Here is a 21,152-nt window from a genome sequence, read left to right on the forward strand (position 1 = left end):
GCCGGTTTCCAGCGACTTAAGGATATACGAACATGGGCCGCCCCTTGGACGACGCCGGACTCGATACGATCTTCCGCACCGCCCGCAGCTATAACGGCTACACGGACGCGCCGGTCACGCAGGATGATATCCGGCGCATCTACGAACTGACCAAGCTGGCACCGACTTCGGTGAACCAGCAGTCCGCCCGCTTCGTGTGGTGCACCACGCCCGAAGCGAAGGAAACGCTGGCGTCGCTCGCCAGCGGCAGCAATCCGGACAAGATCCGCAAGGCACCCGCCACTGTCATCATCGGCATGGACCTGGGTTTCCACGAGCATCTCGACTGGCTGTTTCCACATGCGCCCGGCGCACGCGACTGGTTCCCCGAAGAGAGCCGCCGCGATCACGCGCTGCGCAATTCCTCGCTCCAAGGCGCTTTTCTTATCGTCGCCGCGCGCGCGCTGGGGTTCGACACCGGCCCCATGTCGGGGTTCGACAATGCCAAGGTTGACGAAGCGTTCTTCAGCGACCAGCCGGGGGTGAAGTCCAACTTCATCTGCACCCTAGGCCATGGCGATCCTTCCACCATCCACGACCGGCTCCCCCGGCCCGAATTCGAACGGTTCAATCGCGTCGTCTGAGGGCGTGAGAACCCTCGTCATCGAAACCGCCACCGCCGCCTGTTCGGTCGCGCTGCTGGAAGGCGGCGCGGTGATCGCGCGGGGACATGACGTGGTGGGGCGCGGCCATGCCGAGCGGCTGGTGCCGATGATCGCCGAGCTGCCGGGTCAGGGCCGCGCCGACCGCATCCTGGTCGATGTCGGGCCGGGCAGCTTCACTGGGGTGCGCGTCGGGCTGGCCGCAGCGCGGGGCTTGGCGATCGGCTGGAGCATACCCGTATTCGGATATTCCTCGATGGCGCTGATCGCCGCCGCCCGCTTCCACGCCGATCCCGATCTCGCTACGCTGGCCGTCACACTCGAAGGCGGACATGGCGAGGTCTTCATGCAGGCATTCACGTCTCCCCCGTTCCGGGAAGAAAGCCAGCTGCTTTCGCTTGCGCCGCCCGCGGCGCTTGCGGCACTGGGTACGCGCCGCGCATTCGGCAGCGGTGTGCAGCGCCTGTCGGCGCTCGCCCCCGATATGGACTTGCACGACGCGCTGCCCGATGCGGCCGATGCCGCGCTGCTCCCGGCCGAATTCGCAGCATTGCCGCCACGCCCCATCTATGGCCGCGCGCCGGACGCGAAGACGCTGGCCGAACGGGGTCTGGCATGAGCGTGAACCTGGTCGAATTGCGAGAGGGCGGCGCGCAAGACCTCACCTCCGTAAACCAGATCATGCAGGATGCATTTGACCCGCAATACGGCGAAGCCTGGACCAAGCCGCAGTGCATGGGCATGCTTTCCCTGCCCGGCGTCTGGCTGACTATCGCAAACAGCGATGGCGTGGATGCCGGTTTTGCTTTGGCCCGCGAAGTGGCCGGGGACGCCGAGTTGTTGCTGCTTGCGACGCGCAAGGCGACTCAGCGGCGCGGCATCGGCGCGACATTGGTCCGCGCAGTAATCGCCGAAGCGCACGCCCGCGGTGCTGAGCAACTTCATCTTGAGGTACGTGCCGGTAATGATGCCGTGCGGCTATACTGTAGCGCAGGCTTTGCAAAAGTCGGCGAACGCAAAGACTATTACAAAGGCCGGACCGGTGAATTGTTCAACGCCCAAACCTTCGCCCGTGTCTTGCGGTAAAAATTCGCAGAACTAAGGGTTAATCGGGTTGCACCTTGTGCAAAATGGTCCGATAGGAGCCGAAGAGGGACAGTAATAGTCACCCGTTCGGGTCGAAAGGAATATCATGGACTCTTCGTTGGAAATTCAGGAAACGCTGATTTCGCTGACCGCGGACATCGTCGCTGCGCATGTCAGCAACAACAGCGTGGCGGTTTCCGATCTTCCGCAGCTTATCCAGAATGTTCACGGCGCGCTGACCGGACTTGGCACCGCACCGGTTGAGCCTGAAGTGAAGCAGGAGCCCGCCGTGTCGGTTCGCGCGTCGGTAAAGCCCGATTACATCGTCTGCCTGGAAGACGGTAAGAAGCTGAAGATGCTGAAGCGCCACCTGATGACGCATTATCAGATGACGCCGGAGCAGTACCGCGCCAAGTGGAACCTGCCTGCGGACTATCCGATGGTTGCTCCCAACTATGCCGAGCAGCGCCGCACCCTGGCCAAGAAGATCGGCCTGGGCACCAAGCGCCGCAAGACGCGCTAAGCCAAACCGTTTCGCGCACACGCCGGCCCGGCAATCGCCGCGGCCGGCGTTTTGCTGCCGGGTTCCCCTTTCCCCATGGCGGCTTAGCCGCTACATCGGCGCCATGCCGCGCAAGATCGACCTGGAAGCCCTGTGCCAAGAAAAGGGCCTGCGAATCACCGAACAACGCAAGGTGATCGCCCGCGTACTCTCCGACGCGGAAGACCATCCCGATGTCGAAAAGGTGTATGAGCGCGCCTCGGCGATCGATCCGGGCATCTCGATCGCGACGGTGTACCGTACCGTGCGCCTGTTCGAGGAGGCTGGCATTCTCGACCGCCACGATTTCGGCGACGGCCGCGCCCGGTACGAGCCCGCTCCCGAGGCGCATCACGATCATTTGATCGACGTCGAGAGCGGCCGCGTGATCGAATTCGTCGATCCCGAACTCGAGCTTCTGCAAAAGCAGATCGCCGAGCGGCTGGGCTTCCGGCTGGTCGATCACCGGATGGAGCTTTATGGAGTCGCGCTCGACCGCAAGAATTGACCCGCGGCGCGCGCAGGCGGCCGAAGGTCATGTCACGCGTCTGACCGCCGCCGAACTGGCGCGGATGTGGGCGCGTGTCGCCCTGTTGCTGCTGGCGGTGCTTACGCATGTGCCCCTGCACGGGCTTTGGCGACTGTTCCGCCTGCGCTCCCCCTGGCCGCAGCGCTTTCTTGGGCTGGTTGCGCGGATCGCCGGAGCGCGCGTGACCAGGATCGGTACGCCGCGGCGGCACGACGCCTTCCATCTTTCCAATCACGTGAACTGGATCGACATCCTTGCGCTGGGCGGCGCCAGCGGAACGGCGTTCGTCGCGAAATCGGAGATCGGCGAGGCGGCCGTGGTCGGCTGGCTCGCCGGGCTGAACCGCACCGTTTATATCAAGCGCGAGAACCGCATGGGCGTGGCCGGTCAGATCAACCAGGTCCGCCAGGCGCTGGGCGATCATTGCGCAATCACGATCTTCCCCGAAGGCACCACCACCGACGGCAAGTCACTGTTGCCGTTCAAGACGCCGATGCTGCGCGTGCTGGAGCCGCCACCGCCCGGCATCCTGGTGCAGCCGGTGATGCTGGACTATGGCGCAGCCGGTGAGGAGATCGGGTGGATCGGCCAGGAAAGCGGGCTGAACAATGCCCGGCGCGTCCTGGCGCGCAAGGGCAGCTTTCCATTGCGCGTGCACTTCCTCGACCCCTTCGATCCTGCCCAATTTCCGGGCCGCAAGGCGATCGCCGCGGAAGCGCGGCGGCGGATCGATGCGGCACTGACTCAGGCGCTGGGCCACCCGCCCCGCCCCTTTGCCTATGCCGACGAACCGATCGGGTATCGCACCCCTCCCCCTGCGGCGGCAGATTGCGTATAGGGCCGCCATGAAACCGACTCCCAAGACCTTTCACGTCAAGTCGTTCGGCTGCCAAATGAACGTCTATGACGGCGAGCGCATGGGCGAGTTGATGGCCGCGCAGGGCATGACCGCCACCGACGATGCCAATGCCGCCGATCTGGTCGTGCTCAACACCTGCCACATTCGCGAAAAAGCGACCGAGAAGGTCTATTCGGACATCGGGCGCCTGCGCAAACATGGCCGCACCCCGATGATCGCGGTCGCCGGCTGCGTCGCGCAGGCCGAGGGCGAGGAGATCGTCCGCCGCGCCAAGGTGGACGTGGTGGTCGGCCCGCAGGCCTATCACAACCTGCCCGATCTGGTGCGCGACGCCGCCGCGGGTACTGCCGCGCTCGACACCGACATGCCTGCGCTGAGCAAATTCGGCGCGCTGCCCGCCCGCCGCAAGGTGAGCCCCGGCGCGTTCCTGACCGTGCAGGAAGGGTGCGACAAGTTCTGCACCTATTGCGTGGTGCCCTATACTCGCGGTGCCGAGATCAGCCGCCCCTTCGATGCGATCGTCGATGAGGCAAAGGCGCTGGTCGATGCTGGCGCGCGCGAGATCACCTTGCTCGGCCAGAACGTCAACGCCTGGGACGACGATGCCGCCACCGGGCTGCACGGCCTGATCCGTGCGCTCGACCGGATCGATGGGCTGCACCGCATCCGTTACACCACCAGCCATCCCAACGACATGCGCGACGGCCTGATCCGCGCACATGCCGAAGTGGAAAAGCTGATGCCCTTCCTCCATTTGCCGGTGCAGGCCGGTAGCGACCGCATCCTCAAGGCGATGAACCGCTCGCACACGCGTGACAGTTATCTCCGCCTGCTCGAGCGCGTGCGCGCGGCGCGGACCGATATCGCGCTGTCGGGCGACTTCATCGTCGGCTTCCCCGGCGAGACCGAGGCGGACTTCGCCGAAACGCTGAGCCTGGTCGACGCGGTCGGCTACGCCCAGTGCTTCTCGTTCAAATACAGCCCGCGCGCGGGCACCCCGGCGGCTGACATGGCCGACCAGATCGCGCCGGAGGTCATGGACGAGCGTCTCCAGCGCCTTCAGGGCGCGCTCAACCGCGACCAGGCCGCGTTCAACGCCGCGACACTGGGCAAAAGCTGCACCGTGCTGATCGAGCGCAAGGGCAAGCTGCCCGGGCAGATGCTCGGCAAATCGCCTTGGCTGCAATCGGTCCACCTGACCACCAACGCGCAGATCGGCGACCTGGTCGAAGTCGATATCGTCCGCGCCGACCCCAATTCGCTTGCGGGCGTGGAGCGGGTCAAGATAGCGGCGTGAGCGCAGCCGTTCCGCCCTGTGCGGAACTTGCGTCCAACCGCTAGTCCACGCGCTTCACGGCGGTGGACGCCCCACATCCAAGGGAGTTTGAATGAAGAAGGTCGTGTAGGTTTTGTGCGTCGTGCTGATCGGCGTGACGGTCATGGTCGGGATGCGGTGGCACCGCTATGTGACGCAGTCGGACACGCCCTATGACGAAGTCGGCATCACGCTGAACGGCTACATGCCCGGCCCGCTACGCAGCTGGGGATGCCACAAGATGCAGGAGCGCTTTCCGGGTGCGCTGCCGCCCTATGGATGCGCGGCTGCCGACGGACGCAGTTGGGCCTGACGAACCGGCCGGGCGATCCGCCCGGCCCCATGGCACGCGAAAGCTTCTGCCCGGTCGCGGCAACCGGGCAGAAGCGGCGCCAATGGCAAATAGTTGCCGGCAAAATTAGCCCCGCCCCCTGACACGCGCCTGATCGTTCCTATCTACACGAGGCGTCGTTCGCGCGCACCTCAAGCCAGATTCAGGGAAGCCCCATGCCGACCCCAGCCAAAGCCTATGCCGCGCACGATGCGGAATCATCCTTCGCGCCGCTCGACTTCCAGCGCCGCGACCCCGGTCCGCGCGACGTCGCGATCGACATCCTGTTCTGCGGGGTGTGTCATTCGGACCTGCACACCGCGCGCGGCGAATGGGGCGGCACGCTCTATCCGTGCGTCCCGGGCCATGAGATCGTCGGCCGCGTGACCGCCGTGGGCAGCGAAGTGAGCGATCTGGCGGTGGGCGACATTGCCGGCGTCGGTTGCATGGTCGACAGTTGCCAGGACTGCCCCTCGTGCAACGCCGGCGAAGAGCAATATTGCGAAAAGACCGGCTTCGTCGGCACCTATAACGGCCCGGACAAGCATCTCGGCGGCCACACGTTCGGCGGCTATTCGGACCATATCGTCGTCGACCGCGGCTTCGTGCTGAAGGTCGGGCATGACGAGAAGGATCTTGCCGCAGTGGCGCCGCTGCTCTGCGCCGGGATCACCACCTATTCGCCGCTCAAGCATTGGAAGGTCGGGCCGGGCCAGAAGGTCGGCATTGTCGGCCTGGGTGGCCTGGGTCACATGGGCGTGAAGATCGCCGCGGCGATGGGAGCCGAGGTCCATGTCTTCTCGACTTCGCCCAGCAAGCGCGAGGACGCCAAGCGCTTGGGCGCGACCGACCTGATCGTGTCCAAGGACGCCGATGCGATGGCGGCGCATGCCGGCAGCTTCGACTTCATCCTGAACACGGTGGCGGCCAGCCACGACCTCAACCCGTTCCTTGCGCTGCTCAAGCGCGACGGCACCATGACGCTGGTCGGCGTGCCCGAGGAACCGCACCCGGCGCTCAACGTCGGCACCCTGGTGTTCGGGCGCCGCTCGCTCGCCGGCTCTCTGATCGGCGGCATTGCAGAGACGCAGGAGATGCTCGACTTCTGCCGCGACAACAACATCGTCTCGGACGTCGAAATGATCGACATCCAGGACATCGACACGGCGTACGAGCGGATGGTGAAGAGCGACGTGAAGTATCGCTTCGTCATCGACATGGCGTCGCTGAAGCAGGGCTGACGCAATTGCATGGCAGGGGGAGGATCGATGCATCTTCCCCCTGTTCTTGTAGGATTTGCTCTGTCATCCTCTCCTGCGATCATGCGCAACGGAACCTCCGCTCCTGTTCCCGGTTACGGCCTTGATGGCCGCGCAGCCCCTTTGCCGATGACGTTGCGAGACCTGCGTCAGGACCGCAACTTTCTCAACTTCACCGATTTATCCTTTTGTTTTCAAGGAGCCGCATGAGCCGCAAGCCAGTCCCCGCCCAGTCCGGCGAGCGCTCCCGGGTCGAGGTGACGTTCGACAAGCCGCAGCTCCTGCCCCAGCTGTTCGGGGAATATGATTCGAACATCCTCGCGCTTGAGGAGCGGCTGGGCGTCTACATCCACGCCCGCGGCCAGCGCGTGGTGATCGAGGGTTCGGCCGAAGCGGTGGCGCATGCCCGCGAGGTGCTGACCGAACTCCAGACGCGCGTGATCCGCGGCGAAGCGATCGACACCGGGCTGATCGAGGCGGTGATCGCGATGTCCGACGAGCCAACCTTCGCTGGCATCATGCGCGCCGATCCCGAAGGCAGCGGCCCGCCGCCCTCCGTCATGATCCGCACGCGCAAGAAGACGATCGTGCCGCGTTCGGTCGCGCAGACGCATTACATGCAGGACCTGATCTCGAACGACCTGATCTTTGCGCTCGGGCCGGCGGGTACCGGCAAGACCTATCTGGCAGTGGCGCAGGCGGTGGCGCAGCTGATCACCGGCAATGTCCAGCGGCTGATCCTGTCGCGCCCGGCGGTCGAGGCGGGCGAGCGGCTGGGCTTCCTGCCCGGCGACATGAAGGAGAAGGTCGATCCCTATCTCCGTCCGATCTACGACGCGCTGTACGACTGCCTGCCTGCCGAGCAGGTCGAGCGGCGCATCGCCTCGGGCGAGATCGAGATCGCGCCGATCGCCTTCATGCGCGGCCGCACGCTCGCAGACGCGTTCGTGATCCTGGACGAGGCGCAGAACACCACCCCGTCGCAGATGAAGATGTTCCTCACCCGTTTCGGCGCGAACAGCCGGATGGTGGTGTGCGGCGATCCGAACCAGACCGATCTTCCCGGCGGCTCGAACGCGTCGGGCCTAAACGACGCCGTCCGCCGCCTGGAAGGGCTGGAGGGTATCGCCATCAGCCGCTTCACCGCGGCCGACGTGGTCCGGCACCCGCTGGTCGGACGCATCGTCTATGCCTATGAAGGCCCGGATGCTTGACGTTGCCGCTCTTCCCGAAGCCCCGTGGCCCGATGCCGACTGGGATGCGCTAGCCAATCGCGCTGCCGAGGCGGCGATCCGCGAAACGCCCTATGCCGAATGGCTCGGCTGGCCCAGCGCGATCGAAGTCGCGGTACGGCTGACGGGCGATGAGGAAGTGCGCGTCCTTAACCGCGATTATCGGCAGAAGGACAAGCCGACCAACGTCCTGTCCTTTCCGATGATCCAGCCCGACCTGCTGGACGCGGTGACGCAGAACAGCGACGACGGCGAAGTCATCCTGGGTGACATCATCCTGGCGCATGATGTCTGCGTCGCCGAGGCGGTCGAGCGCGGCATCTCGACGCAGGATCACGCCACCCACCTGATTGTCCACGGCGTGCTCCATCTGTTAGGGTATGACCATATGGACGATGCCCAGGCCGAGGCGATGGAGGAGATGGAGCGCGCCGCGCTTGCCAAGCTCGGCCTGCACGACCCCTATACCGTTCGCGAGGATTGACCACGAACATGCCCGAGGGCCCCAGTACCGGCACCACATCCGGTCACGCTACCACTACCCAGGACTCTAGCGAGGGCGGCGGCATATGGCGCAGCATTCGAACCTTGCTGTTCGGGGACGAACAGGAAGAAACGCTGCGCGACCGCCTGGAAGAGGCGATCGACGAAGCCGATGAGGAAGGGGGCAAGACGCCGGTAGGCGATCTGGCGCCGATCGAGCGCCAGATGCTGCGCAACCTTCTCCATTTCGGCGAATGCGACGCCGGCGACATGGGCGTGCCTCGCGCCGACATCATCGCGGTCGAGGAAGGCACCAGCTTCGCCGGGCTGGTCGCGCTGTTCGCCGAAGCCGGGCACAGTCGCCTGCCGGTCTATCGCGACCAGCTCGATACCATCATTGGCATGGTCCACATCAAGGACGTGTTCGCGATCCTGGCGACCGGGGCGCCGCATCCCGAGAGCATCGCCGGGCTGATCCGCCAGCCGCTTTATGTGCCCCAGTCGATGGGCGCGATCGACCTGCTCGCGCAGATGCAGCTGAGCCGCACGCATTTGGCGATTGTGCTCGACGAATATTCCGGCACCGAAGGCCTCATCACCATCGAGGACCTGGTCGAGGAGATCGTCGGCGAGATCGAGGACGAGCATGACGACGCGCCCACTGCGCTGCTCGTGCCGATCGACGGCGGCGCCTGGGAGGCCGACGCCCGCGCCGAACTGGAAGACATCGCCGAACTGATCGACTCTCGCCTTGCCGAAGTCGAAGAGGATGTCGACACCATAGGCGGACTGGCCTTCGTGCTCGCCGGGCATGTACCGAAGCCCGGCGACTGCCTGGAACATGCCAGCGGCTGGAAGCTGGAAGTCATCGATGCCGATGGCCGCAAGGTGAACCGCCTGCGCCTGCACCCGCCCGTACCGCCTGTCGAGGACGAAGAATGAAGAAGTGGGTGAAGCGCCTCCTGATCGCACTCGTGGCTATCCTGATCGTGGGTGGTGGGGTGCTGTTCTACCTTTCGCGGCCCGACAAGGCGCAGCTGAGCGAGCAGGCGGTGACCGGCCGCGTGCCGCAGCTTAGCACTACCCGTACCCAGACGCTGCCCACAGTCGGGATTGCAAAGCCGGTCGGCTGGAACGGCGGCAAGCCGACGGCAGCCGCCGGCCTTCAGGTGGCGGCATTCGCTGACAAGCTGGAGCACCCCCGCTGGCTGTACCGTCTGCCGAACGGCGACGTGCTGGTGGCGGAGACCAACTCGCCACCGCGCAAGGGCGGCGGCGTCACCGGCTTCTTCATGCGCGTGTTCATGGGCCGCGCCGGCGCTGGCGTCCCCTCGGCAAACCGCATCACCCTACTGCGCGATACCAATGGCGATGGCGTTGCCGATCAGCGTTCCGTCCTGCTGACCGGGCTCAACTCGCCTTATGGCATGGCCCTGGCGGGCGACTGGCTCTACGTCGCCAACACCGACGCGCTGGTCCGCTTTCCCTTCACCCCCGGCCAGACCAAGATCACCGCCAGCCCTGAGAAGATCGTCGATCTTCCCGGTGGGGGCAATCACTGGGCGCGCAACGTGATCGCCGCACCCGATGGCAAGTCGCTCTACGTGAGCATCGGATCGGCCTCCAACATTGCCGAGAACGGGCTCGAGGCGGAAGGCGCCGCCTACACGGCTGAAAGCCCGGCCGAGATGGCGCGGGCCAGCAGCAAGGCCGGTCGTGCGATGATCGTCCAGGTGTTCCCCGACACCAAGAAACTGCGCCTGTTCGCCTGGGGCCTGCGCAACGTGAACGGGATGGGCTTCGAGCCCCATACCGGCGCGCTTTGGGCCGTCGTGAACGAGCGCGACATGCTCGGATCGGACATGCCGCCAGACTACCTGACTCAGGTGGATTTCGGCGCCTTCTATGGCTGGCCATGGAATTTCTGGGGCGGCTATGTCGACAGGCGTGTCACGCCGGAGCGGCCCGACCTGCGCGAATATACCAAGCGTCCCGACTTCGCGCTGGGGGCCCATACCGCCCCTCTCGGCCTGAGCTTCGCCACTGACGCCAAGCTCGGCGGAAGCTGGGGCAACGGCGCGTTCGTCGGCCTGCATGGCTCGTGGAACCGCGAGCCGCCCTCGGGCTACAAGGTCGTCTATGTTCCCTTCGCCGGCAATGGCTTCCCGGTGCGCGACGCCAAGCCGGTCGACGTACTCACCGGCTTCATCAACCCCGATGGCAAGACCGTGAAGGGTCGCCCGGTCGGCGTGATCACCGACGCCACGGGTGCGCTGTTGGTGGCGGACGATGTCGGCAACATGATTTGGCGGGTGAGCGCAACGCGCTGAGCTAGGCTGCAGCCGCCCGTGGCTGGAGGTCGTAAATCAGGCTACTCTGGTCGCCCTGCGGCGACCAGAGGTCTGACGTGACGGAAACCAAGCTGCTTTCTGGCGGAAATCCGCAAATTCCCAAGGGAGAAGGCGACGCACCGGTTCAGGCCTATATCGCTGCGATGCCGGGGTGGAAGCGGCACGTTGGCGCCAGGCTCGACACGATCATCGAGCAGACCGTCCCTGGTGTCAGGAAGGCGTTGAAGCGGAACACCCCCTTTTATGGGATCGCACATGATGGGTGGTTTGCCGCCTTTCACTGCTTCAACCGCTATGTGAAAGTCACGTTTTTCCAAGGCGCGGCACTTGATCCCGTCCCGCCAGGAGCAGATCTCGCGGTGGATCCGGCAGGCTAGCGAATTGCCCGGCGAGCGCCTGTAGCTCCCCACCCGAACAATCACCTCAGCAGCTTGGGTGCTTCCCGGGCAAGCTTCTCCCGGATCTTGGAGGCGAACAGCGCGAGCATGGGCGGCAAGTCGACCACTGCGTGCACCTTGTCCTCGGACACTTCCAGTCGGCTGGCGACCTTCTGGCCCATGGCGCTGACGGTGAAATGCATCGTGTCGCCCTCCCACCGCTGATCGACATTGCCGCCGCCGGGGAACATGTCGGCCAGCTTGCCTATGCCACCGCCGATCCGCGCCTTTGCGGCGTCACGGCCCAGCTTGTGGGGGATGTCGAGTGTGATCGGATCAGCCACGGAGTACCTCAGCGTGCAAAGAGAAGAGCGTCATCGGCAAACGCCTTGAACTCGAGCGCGTTGCCGCTGGGATCGCGAAAGAACATCGTCGCCTGCTCGCCGACCTGCCCTTGGAAGCGCACATGGGGCGCGATGCCGAAGGGTATGCCCGCCGCTTCGACCCGAGCCGCAAGCGCTTCCCAGTCGGACATGGTGAGCACCACTCCGAAATGCGGCACTGGAACATCATGGCCATCGACCGCGCTTGCGGCGGTCACCGGCTTGGCGGCCGCATCGAGATGCGCGACGATCTGATGCCCGAACAAGTCGAAGTCGATCCAGTGGTCGGACGAGCGTCCTTCGGGACAGGCCAGCACGCCGCCGTAAAAGCTACGTGCCGCGGCCAGATCATGGACCGGAAAGGCGAGATGGAACGGGCGCAGCGACATGAGCCACTTCTACTCGATCATGGGTTCCAAGCGAAGCGCGATCCAGCTCAATCGGCTGAAGCGGGCGCCGCCTCGATCGCTGGTGGCAGAAAGTCATTCATTGGCAGCATCGGGTGGGGATATCGGAAGGTGTTCGCGGCCATCGGCAGGACGACACCCTCTGCCGCATTGGGCATGAAATAGTTGCCCTGATACACGTTGGGCTGCGTCATCGGACTCTCGGGGTAGACTTCTCCGATCGGCGCGAACTTCAAATCCATGCCGGAGACCGCGAACAATGCCATGTCGACGAAGTTCATGTGCTCGATCGTGCCGCGCAGATGCGTGTCCTGAGCGATGATCGCCTCGATCTTGTCTTTAACGAACGAAAGCGAGGCCATGTCTTTGACGACCTGATTGAAGTCGTGTGCGCCGTCGTGATGGACGATGTAGCGACTTTGCGTGTTCGTCAGCATCTCGTGACGGACATAGGAGGGCAGATCGCCGTGGAAGAGGCGAATCCGTGCCGCGGCTTCGGGATACATGCGGCGCACCCGCTCATAGCTGAAGCGCGTTTCTCGCCCTCCCGCTTGCCGCAGCGATTTGATAGGGGGCGGGCATGCTTCGCCGCCCGCTGCTCGCCGCCCTGGCTCTTGGCCTTCTTTCCCCCACGGGCTTTGCGCCGCTGAACCTGTGGTTCGTGACGCTCGCGTGCCTCGCGGTGCTGCTATGGCTGGTGCACGAAGCGCCGACGCTCAAATCCGCACTGCTGCGCGGCTGGGTGTTCGGCATCGGGCACTTCACGATCGGCAACAACTGGATACAGCACGCCTTCGACTATCAAGACCGGATGCCGCCGGTACTCGGCTATTTTGCGGTGCTGGCACTGGCGCTGTACCTGGCGGTCTACCCGGCGCTGGCGATGGGGCTGGCCTGGCGGTTCAGCCGCAGCGTCGCGCCCGGGGACGGACGTCCGGACCTGGGCTTTGTGCTCGCCGCCGCCGCGGCGTGGATCGTCAGCGAATGGCTGCGGGGCACGCTGTTCACCGGCTACCCGTGGAACCCGCTTGCAGTGCTGTGGCTGCCGACGCCGGTGGCGCAGACGGCGGCGTGGATCGGCACCTATGCCCTTTCGGGCATCGCGGTGCTGGCCGCGGGAACGTTGCTGCTGGGGGCGACACGCCGTTTCGTCCCGCTCACAGTCACGGCGGCGGCGTTCGTCGCGTGCTTCCTCCTGCCCGCCAGCGCACCCCGGCCCGCCGCCGGCGCACCCCATGTCCGGGTCGTACAGCCGAATCTCGGCCAGGAGAATGTCGATGATCCCGACTATCCGGAACGTGCCATCGAGCAGTTGATGCAGGGCAGCGGACAGCCTGGCGCGGTGCCGCGGCTGGTGGTCTGGCCCGAGGGGATGGTGAACCATTATGTCGAGGATGATTATCCCGATCCCCGCTTCTACCGCCGCGGCGATCCACGCTGGGTGCGGGGCAAGATTGCGGCGATCCTCGGCCCGCGCGACGTTGCGCTGATCAGCGGCAACGCGCTGTTCTTTGATTCGACCGGCAAGCTGACGGGTGCGGGCAATTCCGTCTGGCCGCTGGAGCCGTCGGGCATGCTCGGCCAGCGCTACGATAAGGCGCATCTGGTGCCTTATGGCGAGTATCTGCCCATGCGCGGACTGCTCGAACCGTTGGGTTTGTCGCGACTGGTGATGGGCGATGTCGACTTCGTACCGGGTCCGGGAGCAGCGACGCTGAACGTCCCCGGCTTTGGCAAGGTCGGCGTGCAGGTCTGCTATGAGATCGTCTTCTCCGGCCAAGTGGTGGACCGGAAGAATCGCCCTGACCTGCTGTTCAACCCATCCAACGACGCCTGGTTCGGCACCTGGGGCCCGCCCGAGCATCTGGCGCAGGCGCGGCTGCGCGCAATCGAGGAAGGATTGCCCGTGCTCCGCTCGACGCCGACCGGCATCTCGGCGGTGATCGACGCGCGCGGAAAGGTGCTGGGCAGCGTCCCGGCAAGCCAGCAGGGTGCGATCGAGATGCCCCTGCCCCGCCCGCTACCACCAACGCTATTCTCCCGCGTTGGCAACTGGATGGTGTTGCTGGTCGCTGGAGTGCTGTTGTTGTTGGCCGTTGCCATACGCCGCCGCGCCAGCTAGGGCGGACATATAAGGAAAGCTTTATATGGCATGGCAACGGCCTGCTTTCCTTCCCACCGCTCGAGGAAAATCATGCGTTCCAATTATCTTTTCACGTCCGAGTCGGTCTCGGAAGGCCATCCAGACAAGGTTGCCGACCAGATTTCCGATGCCATCGTTGACCTATTCCTGTCCAAGGATCCCGAAGCGCGCATCGCCTGCGAAACGCTGACCACCACCCAATTGGTCGTGCTTGCCGGTGAGATCCGGTGCAAGGGCGTGTACGAGAATGGCGCCTGGGCCGAAGGCGCCCAGGAAGAGATCGAGCGCACCGTCCGCAACACGGTGAAGCGGATCGGCTATGAGCAGGACGGATTTCACTGGGAGACCTTCCGCTTCGAGAACAACCTGCACGGCCAGTCGGCACACATCGCGCAGGGCGTGGACGCGAGCGGAAACAAGGACGAAGGCGCCGGCGACCAGGGCATCATGTTCGGCTATGCCGCCGACGATACGCCGGATCTGATGCCCGCGACGCTTTATTACAGTCACAAGATCCTCGAACGGATGGCGGCCGATCGCCATTCGGGCGCGGCACCGTTTCTCGAGCCGGACGCCAAGAGCCAAGTCACGCTACGCTACGAAGGCAGCAAGCCCGTCGCGGCTACCGCGATCGTCGTCTCGACTCAGCACGGCAAGGGCTATGACGAGGGCGACAAGGAAGCGGAACTCCACGCTTATGTGAGGAAGGTCGTCGCCGACATTCTTCCTGCGGAACTGCTCAGCGATACCGTCTACCACATCAACCCGACCGGGAGCTTCGAGATCGGTGGCCCTGACGGTGATGCCGGCCTTACCGGCCGCAAGATCATCGTCGACACCTATGGCGGCGCAGCCCCGCACGGCGGCGGCGCGTTCTCGGGCAAGGACCCGACCAAGGTCGATCGCTCGGCAGCGTACATCACGCGCTATCTGGCAAAAAACATCGTCGCCGCGGGCCTCGCCCAGCGTGTCACGATCCAACTGGCTTATGCGATCGGCGTTTCCAAGCCGCTGTCGCTCTATGTCGACACGCACGGCACCGGCACGGTGGGCGACGACAAGATCGAGCAAGCGATCCAGGGCATCGAGAAGCTGGGCGGCCTCACCCCGCGCGGCATCCGCACGCATCTGGGCCTGAACAAGCCGATCTACGAACGCACCGCTGCCTATGGCCATTTCGGCCGCCAGGCAGAAGGCGATTACTTCCCTTGGGAAAAGACCGACCTGGTCGAAGATCTCAAGGCGGCGCTCGCCTAAGTCGATAAGCTTAAACGAAATGGGCCGGAGGCGCGATCCTCCGGCCCTTTTGTTTGCCAGCTCGGCAGCGATGCCGCCGGGTGAATGGCGTGGAGCGATCCGACTGTCTGTTTGAGAATTTGAAGATGGCGATCGGAGATCGCCGACGCGTGCTGAATTTGTATCCAGCACTTGCGCTGAAAAGACGTCCCCTGGCGGGTACCATGAAGTCAGGGACGCGTGGCGCGACGATGATCTATCCGCCTTTTGAGCCGCGTTTCGACCATCTGCCCAGCGGCCTTCGCGGGAAATCACGTAAACGCTTCGGTAACCCCATTTCTTCATAACAGAGGCTGAAAAGGAGCGGACGATGGAGTCGCAGGGGCAGCCCCGACATATGGTTGAGAATGCAACGACAATAGCGTTTCAGCCGATCGCAGACACCGGCGCAGGCCGAGTCTATGCCTATGAGGCCGTACTGCGTGGCGCCGATGGCGCGAGCATGCAGGATATCCGTACGCCGATGAAGGCCGAAGCGCGCGTGAACTTCGATCGCCGCTGCACTGTCGCGGCGATCCGCTGGGCGATAGCGGCGGGATTGGGCACAAGCGGTGCGCGCCTGTGCATTCCGACCTTCGCCGACGCTATAACCGCGCCCAACGAGCATCTAATCCCCGCACTTCAGGCCGCGCGCACCTGCGGCTTGATCCCCGAACGGCTGATCTTCGCCATCCATGACTATCAGGCGGTCAGCGGGCCGGAACTGGCTGAGATCGTCCATGTATATGGCAAGCTTGGCTGCCAGACCGCGTTCGTCGGCCTCGGCGGAGGGCAGTCAGGGCTGGGTACGTGCGGCCGGTACAAGCCCGATCTCGTGAAGCTGGAACCCGAGCTTATCTGCGGCATCGCTTCCAGCTGGTCGCGGCGGATCGTCCTGGAGGACCTTACCCCCAGGTTACGCAGCCTGGGGCTCAAGGCTGTTGCCACCGGCGTGGACTGCCCAACCGTGCTGGAACGGCTAAGCGGCTTTGGCCTGCATCTGGTGCAGGGAGAGGCGATCGCAAAGCCCGAAGCCGGCACGCTTCCGGTACCACAGCTGCGCCGCGCCGCCTGACTCGCCGCTGCTAGTCCCCGCGCTTGCGAACCGCAGCGCTGCCTGCGTTCACGGCCGCGTTGACAGCCGCTTCGGCCACCCATCCCACCATCGCGCCGACCACCACATCGCTTGCGAAGTGATTGCCCTGCGGCAGCTGGACCAAGCCTACCGCGGCGGCAGCTGCCGCTGCTGCGCTCGATGCCTGAGGGTATTCGCGGCTGAGCGCCCGTCCGACCGCTACCGCGCCAGCAGTATGACCGGAGGGGAAGCTGTTCCACGGCCCTTCATTCTTCTCTGCATTCTTGTCGGGGTGCAGCAGGTATCGCCCATCCTCCAGCATCTTGTGCGGGCGGGTGCGTGCAACATAGCGCTTAATTCCGGCCTTGATGCCTGTCGCAACCAGTTCGCTGGCCAGCATGCGCAGCCCGGCTCGCGCAAGTCGCGGCTGACGCAACACCAGCCCGGCCGCCAGCGTTGCCGCCGATGCGGCGAGCAAAGGCGGTTGGTCAGACGCCTCGCTCAGCAGCCCCACTGCCTTCACTGCCGGATTTCCGCGATGACGTAGCGCCACGGTGGCAAGCGCAGCGTCGAGCCGCTCCACCTTGCTGGCACGCGCCGCGAACTGCGATCCCTTCGACTCGTTCTTACCCATGCCGTCACAACCTTCCGGCTAGGTGAAGGTTCGCATCGGCGCGTTATAAACTATTGCCGAGGCGCACTCGCAATGCGGGTGGGTAGAACTCGGGGGAATCCCTACTGGGGGGAACCCAATGCGGCGACGCACGGAGTATTCTCGGGTTTGGTTAACGAATAGTTGAGGCGTCGAAAGGGGAATCGAATGACTGCCCGCACTGTTTCCGCCATCGACCCGCGCCTTGCCCTCTCCATCTCGTTCCAGCCGATGACCGCAACCGGCGTTAGCCAGCCCTTCGCGTACGCCGCTACGGCACGGGCACAAGGCGGCCGAAGCTTCGCCGCGGCCCTTGCAATGCTTCCGCTGGACCAGCGGCCTGCGCTGGAAGCGAGCGGCATTGCGCTGGTTCTGGAAGCCGCAGTGGCAGCCGGGCTCCGCGAAAACGACGCCCTTCTGGCGATCCCGGTTGGTGCTGCGGCAGGCATGGCCGAGCCGCTTCTGTCCCACCTGTTTCGCACGGCGCTCGCCTACCGCTTCCCGCTGGAGCGCATTGTGGTGGAGATCAATGCCGATGAGCGTGGTGACCTGCAAAGTGCCGCTGCTTTGGCTCGGGTGTGCTCGGGGCGCGGGCTCGCCATCGCATTCGACGGCTTCGCGGCCGGTCCTATCGCCCTCAAGCTGCTGGGCAGCTTCACGCCGCGCTATGTGAAGCTGGACCCCGCGCTGGTTCGCAACATCGACGCAAGTCTCTCCCGCCGACTGATCGCCGAAGGCGTAATGCGCCTGGCTCGCAGCATGGGCGTGACGGTGGTGGCACGCGGCGCTGAAAGCGCAGGCGAGTGTCACGTGCTCGCAGCGATCGGCGTGCGCCATGTCCAGGCCGAACGGCCGCTGGTGCTGGCCAAGCCCGAAATGCCACGGCGCGAGGCGCGTTACATGCAACCTGCCCATCGCCGGCTTGCCCATCACCAGCGCGCCGGATCGCCAATGCACCACCGGCAGGCGCAGCCCGATTTCGCCATCGCAGTCTAGCTTGCACCTGTTGGCTGGCGCGCTAACAGGCTCGCGTGTCAGATCCCGTCTCCATTCGCCGTCTGTACGGCCGTCGCCAAGGTCATAAACTGCGCGCCGGCCAATCCGCCCTTGTCGAAGAACTGCTGCCCCGGGTCAGCGTGGCCGAAAGCGGTTCGATCGACAGTGTCACCTTGTTCGGGGATGATCGCCCGCTAGAATTCGAAATCGGCTTCGGCGGCGGCGAGCATCTTGCCGGGCAAGCCGCGATGCGGCCGGACCATGGTTTGATTGGCTGCGAACCGTTCTTGAACGGCGTGGTTGGGGCGCTCAATCACATTCGCGACGATGGGCTCGCCAATGTTCGCTTGCATATGGGCGACGCGCTTGAAGTGCTGGAGCGTCTGCCGGACGCGAGCCTGACCCGCGTCTACCTGCTACATCCCGACCCCTGGCGCAAGGCGCGGCACGCCAAGCGCCGGATGATGAACCATGGCCCTCTGGACCTGATCGCCCGGAAGCTGAAGCCCGGCTGTGAATTCAGGCTGGGGACCGACGATCCGACCTATTGCCGGTGGTCGATGATGGTGATGAACCAGCGCCGGGACTTCGTATGGCAGGCGCAAAGCGCCGAAGATTTTCTCGTTCGCCCCACGGACTGGCCAGAAACCCGCTACGAGCGCAAAGCCCGCCGTCAGGGACATGAGGTCTGGTATTTCCGCTACTTGCGGACCTGAGCGGGGCGAGCTTGATCAGCGCTGGTCTCGATAGGTTACGATCTTCACCAACGCGCCGGGTGTGATGGAGCGGTCTGTCGACCGGCCGTTCAGGAGCTCGAACAAGGCACGCGGCGCAGGATCGGCCATGCGGCCGACCAAAGAGTCCTGCGTATCGCCCGCCGAGACGCGAACGGCTCGGACGAAACGCGGCTTAAGCGCCGCTGCCTCTTGTGCCGAAAGCCGGCGGAAGGATTGAAACAGCGCGTCTACCGAACCGGCATGCACATCACCCGGCGGCGCCATGACGATGAAGTGGTACGCTTCGCCGCCGCCGCCATCATAAGCGGCAATGGATAGTGGAACGCTTCCGTTTCGCACCGCAACGCGGATTTGCAGCAGGAGGCCTGGCAGTCCGTTGATCGTGGTCGCCGTCGCGCGCTCCACTTGCGCGGAGGTGTCGCCAATGAGTTGGCTGGCCAACGCCTCTGCATAGCCTTTCAGGCCTTCCGGTGGCATCCGGCCACCACCGAATTCACCAGACACGCCCTCCGGACCGTTAAGTCCAACCGCCCGCGGGGTGTTGGTGAGGGTAAATCCACTCGGCGCCTCGAACGAGACACGCATCCCGGGATGGGCAAAGCGCCGCCCGATCACGAAGCCCTGCTCGGGATCGTCCCCGTAGAGCAAGCCATCCACCTTCGTTAGGAAGCCCTCGGCGTCCTCGGGAAAGGCGTCATCCTTCAGCCCGGTTTTGCGGGCGGTGTTCCGCGCCCGTTCGATGCGATGCTCGGTCAGGGGATGGCTTAGCGCCCATTCCGGCACGCTTCGCGCCGCATCGCGGCTGCTGGTGGCCTGCATGAACTGTTCCTGCCGCTGCAAATCGGCAAGCATCTCGGCCGCGGCATATACGTCATAGCCCGCGTTGCGCAGATATCCGACGCCCAGATCGTCGGCCTGATACTCCTGATTGCGCGAGTAGCGCAGGCCGAAATACTGGGCGGCCTGACCAGCCAATTGCGTCAAGCGCTCGGAGCCGGTGAGGCTGACCGCGATCACTCCAAGCTTGCGCCACACCGAACGCTGTTCCTGGCGCTGCGAATGCCGGGCGACGATGTGGCCGATCTCATGGCCCAGAACCGAAGCGAGCTCCGCCTCGCTGGTGACCACCGCGACCAAGCCGCGAGTCACGTAGATATAGCATCCGGGCACGGCGAACGCATTCACCACGTCGCTGTTGACGAGAGTGAAGGTGCATGCGTCGCCCAGATTGGCGCCCTCCGCTACGCGCTCACCAACCGCACGAAGATAACTCGCCTGCGGTCCCGAATAGGCGCCACCGAACTCCGCAAGCAATTGGGGGTGGTGCTCGGCGCCATATTCGCTGTCTTCCTGCGAGATCGCGGGGCCTTGCCGCGCCTGCTCCGCACTGCCGCACGCGGCAAGGAAGCACGCAACCGGCAGCGCCGCCAAGGCGACACGTCGCCGCGTCACAGCCAACCCAGGAGCCAAAGCAGGAGCAGCGTCGCGCCGAGCGATACGATCAGCGATCCGGCGCAACCCAGCCTACGCGAGAAGAGAAAGAACATGGCGTCTCCTAAAAACCGGCTGACGAACGGCCGAACCCGCGGTGCGTTCAATGGTGCAGAGTCAAGTCAGCTCGATCCAGACCGGCGCATGATCGCTGGTCTTCTCCCAGCCGCGCACGAAGCGGTCCACCGCCGCCGTTCTCAAGCGCTTCGCGGCTGGCCCATTGAGCAACAGATGATCGATGCGCAGCCCGGCGTCGCGTGCCCACGCGTTCCGGAAATAATCCCAGAAGGTGTAGATGCGCTCTTCCGGATGCAGCGCACGCAGCGCATCGGTCCAGCCCTGGTCAAGCAGCCGTGCATAGGCAGCCCGCACCTCCGGCGCAAACAACGCGTCTTCGGTCCAGCGTTCGGGCTTGTACACGTCCAGATCGGTGGGCATCACATTATAGTCGCCCGCCAGCACAACCGGCGCATCCATGCCGACCAGCGTTTGCGCGTGCGCGATCAGCCGCTCGAACCAGCGGAGCTTGTAATCGAATTTCGGCCCGGGCTTCGGATTACCGTTGGGCAGGTACAGCCCAGCCACCAGCACACCGTTCACCGCCGCCTCAATGTAGCGACTATGCGTGTCGTCGGCCTCGCCGGGCAGCCCACGACGCGTCTCCAGCGGGTCGCTTCCCCGCGCCAAGATCGCCACACCGTTCCAGCTCTTCTGCCCCTGCCAGACGGCGCCATAGCCGGCCTCGCGTATGGCGCGCTCAGGAAACTTCTCGTCTGGCGCTTTCAGTTCCTGGAGGCAGACGACATCCGGCTGGGTTTCCTCAAGCCAGCGCAGCAGGACAGGCAGGCGTCCGTTGACGCCGTTGACGTTGTAGGTTGCGATCCGCACTCAGGCTCATGCCTTTGGGCCCGGTTCGGTTCCGCGGGTGCTTGATGCAGGCCTATATTTGATGGTGACTCAAACTGCCTTGCCGCCGCGGCACTCGCGGT

At 64.7% G+C, this 21,152-nt stretch carries 27 protein-coding genes; 21 read left to right on the forward strand and 6 right to left on the reverse strand.

Annotation, left to right across the window (positions count from 1 at the left end):
- Positions 1 to 32: 32 nt before the first annotated feature.
- From FHT02_RS06265 to FHT02_RS06335, 15 genes are all read left to right on the forward strand, one after another.
- Positions 33 to 623 (forward strand): malonic semialdehyde reductase, encoded by a 591-nt coding sequence (locus tag FHT02_RS06265; RefSeq protein WP_184085650.1) that lies wholly within the window; start codon positions 33 to 35, stop codon positions 621 to 623.
- A gap of 4 nt (positions 624 to 627) precedes the next feature.
- Complete coding sequence (gene tsaB / locus FHT02_RS06270; RefSeq protein ID WP_343056847.1) at positions 628 to 1,260, forward strand: tRNA (adenosine(37)-N6)-threonylcarbamoyltransferase complex dimerization subunit type 1 TsaB; 633 nt, start codon at positions 628 to 630, stop codon at positions 1,258 to 1,260.
- The gene (locus FHT02_RS06275; protein WP_184085654.1) at positions 1,257 to 1,727 is read left to right on the forward strand and encodes a GNAT family N-acetyltransferase; all 471 of its coding nucleotides are present in this window, start codon (positions 1,257 to 1,259) and stop codon (positions 1,725 to 1,727) included. Before tsaB ends, FHT02_RS06275 begins: the two co-directional genes overlap by 4 nt.
- 106 nt (positions 1,728 to 1,833) lie before the next feature.
- Positions 1,834 to 2,250 (forward strand): Ros/MucR family transcriptional regulator, encoded by a 417-nt coding sequence (locus FHT02_RS06280; protein WP_184085656.1) that lies wholly within the window; start codon positions 1,834 to 1,836, stop codon positions 2,248 to 2,250.
- Between the two features lie 103 nt (positions 2,251 to 2,353).
- Positions 2,354 to 2,776, forward strand: a complete 423-nt coding sequence (locus FHT02_RS06285) for a Fur family transcriptional regulator (protein WP_184085658.1) — start codon at positions 2,354 to 2,356, stop codon at positions 2,774 to 2,776.
- The gene (locus tag FHT02_RS06290) at positions 2,748 to 3,635 is read left to right on the forward strand and encodes a lysophospholipid acyltransferase family protein (RefSeq protein WP_184085660.1); all 888 of its coding nucleotides are present in this window, start codon (positions 2,748 to 2,750) and stop codon (positions 3,633 to 3,635) included. Before FHT02_RS06285 ends, FHT02_RS06290 begins: the two co-directional genes overlap by 29 nt.
- A 7-nt stretch (positions 3,636 to 3,642) precedes the next feature.
- Complete coding sequence (gene miaB / locus FHT02_RS06295) at positions 3,643 to 4,953, forward strand: tRNA (N6-isopentenyl adenosine(37)-C2)-methylthiotransferase MiaB (protein WP_184085662.1); 1,311 nt, start codon at positions 3,643 to 3,645, stop codon at positions 4,951 to 4,953.
- Positions 4,954 to 5,074: 121 nt separating this feature from the next.
- A complete protein-coding gene (locus FHT02_RS06300) occupies positions 5,075 to 5,284 on the forward strand; it encodes a hypothetical protein (protein ID WP_246352227.1) in 210 nt (69 codons plus the stop codon).
- 194 nt (positions 5,285 to 5,478) lie between these two features.
- Positions 5,479 to 6,543, forward strand: a complete 1,065-nt coding sequence (locus tag FHT02_RS06305) for an NAD(P)-dependent alcohol dehydrogenase (protein ID WP_184085664.1) — start codon at positions 5,479 to 5,481, stop codon at positions 6,541 to 6,543.
- An 81-nt stretch (positions 6,544 to 6,624) separates the two neighbouring features.
- Complete coding sequence (locus FHT02_RS06310) at positions 6,625 to 6,771, forward strand: hypothetical protein (RefSeq protein ID WP_184085666.1); 147 nt, start codon at positions 6,625 to 6,627, stop codon at positions 6,769 to 6,771.
- Positions 6,768 to 7,775 (forward strand): PhoH family protein, encoded by a 1,008-nt coding sequence (locus tag FHT02_RS06315; RefSeq protein WP_184085668.1) that lies wholly within the window; start codon positions 6,768 to 6,770, stop codon positions 7,773 to 7,775. Before FHT02_RS06310 ends, FHT02_RS06315 begins: the two co-directional genes overlap by 4 nt.
- Positions 7,768 to 8,277 (forward strand): rRNA maturation RNase YbeY, encoded by a 510-nt coding sequence (ybeY, locus tag FHT02_RS06320; protein WP_184085670.1) that lies wholly within the window; start codon positions 7,768 to 7,770, stop codon positions 8,275 to 8,277. The genes FHT02_RS06315 and ybeY overlap by 8 nt, the downstream gene beginning before the upstream one ends.
- An 8-nt stretch (positions 8,278 to 8,285) precedes the next feature.
- Positions 8,286 to 9,218 carry a hemolysin family protein gene (locus tag FHT02_RS06325; protein ID WP_184085672.1) on the forward strand — a complete coding sequence of 311 codons (933 nt, stop codon included), beginning with the start codon at positions 8,286 to 8,288 and terminating at the stop codon, positions 9,216 to 9,218.
- On the forward strand, positions 9,215 to 10,606 hold the full coding sequence (locus tag FHT02_RS06330) for a PQQ-dependent sugar dehydrogenase (protein ID WP_184085674.1): 1,392 nt from the start codon (positions 9,215 to 9,217) through the stop codon (positions 10,604 to 10,606). The genes FHT02_RS06325 and FHT02_RS06330 overlap by 4 nt, the downstream gene beginning before the upstream one ends.
- A gap of 77 nt (positions 10,607 to 10,683) precedes the next feature.
- Positions 10,684 to 11,004 carry a DUF1801 domain-containing protein gene (locus tag FHT02_RS06335; RefSeq protein WP_221239335.1) on the forward strand — a complete coding sequence of 107 codons (321 nt, stop codon included), beginning with the start codon at positions 10,684 to 10,686 and terminating at the stop codon, positions 11,002 to 11,004.
- 41 nt (positions 11,005 to 11,045) lie between these two features.
- Here the strand turns inward: FHT02_RS06335 and FHT02_RS06340 are convergent, their stop codons facing one another.
- Genes FHT02_RS06340 through FHT02_RS06350 form a run of 3 tightly spaced genes read right to left on the reverse strand, consistent with a single transcriptional unit; the run spans position 11,046 to position 12,300 of the window.
- Positions 11,046 to 11,348: a polyhydroxyalkanoic acid system family protein gene (locus FHT02_RS06340; RefSeq protein WP_184085676.1), complete on the reverse strand. Its 303-nt coding sequence runs from the start codon at positions 11,346 to 11,348 to the stop codon at positions 11,046 to 11,048.
- An 8-nt stretch (positions 11,349 to 11,356) separates the two neighbouring features.
- On the reverse strand, positions 11,357 to 11,776 hold the full coding sequence (locus FHT02_RS06345) for a VOC family protein (protein ID WP_184085678.1): 420 nt from the start codon (positions 11,774 to 11,776) through the stop codon (positions 11,357 to 11,359).
- A 47-nt stretch (positions 11,777 to 11,823) separates the two neighbouring features.
- The gene (locus FHT02_RS06350; RefSeq protein WP_184085681.1) at positions 11,824 to 12,300 is read right to left on the reverse strand and encodes a hypothetical protein; all 477 of its coding nucleotides are present in this window, start codon (positions 12,298 to 12,300) and stop codon (positions 11,824 to 11,826) included.
- Positions 12,301 to 12,374: 74 nt separating this feature from the next.
- On the opposite strand from FHT02_RS06350, the gene lnt reads away from it, so the two are divergent.
- From lnt to FHT02_RS06370, 4 genes are all read left to right on the forward strand, one after another.
- Positions 12,375 to 13,916, forward strand: a complete 1,542-nt coding sequence (gene lnt / locus FHT02_RS06355; RefSeq protein ID WP_184085683.1) for an apolipoprotein N-acyltransferase — start codon at positions 12,375 to 12,377, stop codon at positions 13,914 to 13,916.
- Between the two features lie 72 nt (positions 13,917 to 13,988).
- Positions 13,989 to 15,194, forward strand: a complete 1,206-nt coding sequence (metK, locus tag FHT02_RS06360; protein WP_184085685.1) for a methionine adenosyltransferase — start codon at positions 13,989 to 13,991, stop codon at positions 15,192 to 15,194.
- An 89-nt stretch (positions 15,195 to 15,283) separates the two neighbouring features.
- The gene (locus FHT02_RS06365) at positions 15,284 to 15,520 is read left to right on the forward strand and encodes a hypothetical protein (protein WP_184085687.1); all 237 of its coding nucleotides are present in this window, start codon (positions 15,284 to 15,286) and stop codon (positions 15,518 to 15,520) included.
- Positions 15,521 to 15,570: 50 nt separating this feature from the next.
- Positions 15,571 to 16,287, forward strand: coding sequence for an EAL domain-containing protein (locus tag FHT02_RS06370; protein ID WP_184085689.1), 717 nt, complete (start codon positions 15,571 to 15,573; stop codon positions 16,285 to 16,287).
- Between the two features lie 10 nt (positions 16,288 to 16,297).
- Here the strand turns inward: FHT02_RS06370 and FHT02_RS06375 are convergent, their stop codons facing one another.
- Positions 16,298 to 16,921: a phosphatase PAP2 family protein gene (locus FHT02_RS06375; RefSeq protein ID WP_184085691.1), complete on the reverse strand. Its 624-nt coding sequence runs from the start codon at positions 16,919 to 16,921 to the stop codon at positions 16,298 to 16,300.
- Between the two features lie 186 nt (positions 16,922 to 17,107).
- Between FHT02_RS06375 and FHT02_RS06380 the strand changes: the two genes are divergently transcribed.
- Both FHT02_RS06380 and trmB read left to right on the forward strand, forming a co-directional pair.
- Positions 17,108 to 17,935 (forward strand): EAL domain-containing protein, encoded by an 828-nt coding sequence (locus FHT02_RS06380; protein ID WP_184085693.1) that lies wholly within the window; start codon positions 17,108 to 17,110, stop codon positions 17,933 to 17,935.
- 35 nt (positions 17,936 to 17,970) lie between these two features.
- Entirely contained in the window at positions 17,971 to 18,651 is a 681-nt protein-coding gene (gene trmB / locus FHT02_RS06385) for a class I SAM-dependent methyltransferase (protein WP_184085695.1), read from the forward strand.
- Between the two features lie 15 nt (positions 18,652 to 18,666).
- On the opposite strand, the gene FHT02_RS06390 is transcribed toward trmB, so the two are convergent.
- Together FHT02_RS06390 and xth are read right to left on the reverse strand one after the other, a co-directional pair.
- Positions 18,667 to 20,124, reverse strand: coding sequence for a M48 family metalloprotease (locus FHT02_RS06390; protein WP_184085697.1), 1,458 nt, complete (start codon positions 20,122 to 20,124; stop codon positions 18,667 to 18,669).
- A 156-nt stretch (positions 20,125 to 20,280) separates the two neighbouring features.
- Positions 20,281 to 21,051, reverse strand: coding sequence for an exodeoxyribonuclease III (gene xth, locus FHT02_RS06395; protein ID WP_184085699.1), 771 nt, complete (start codon positions 21,049 to 21,051; stop codon positions 20,281 to 20,283).
- Positions 21,052 to 21,152 lie beyond the last annotated feature (101 nt).

Origin of the sequence: Sphingomonas xinjiangensis (assembly GCF_014199255.1) — a bacterium.
Classification (GTDB): Bacteria; Pseudomonadota; Alphaproteobacteria; order Sphingomonadales; family Sphingomonadaceae; genus Sphingomonas; species Sphingomonas xinjiangensis.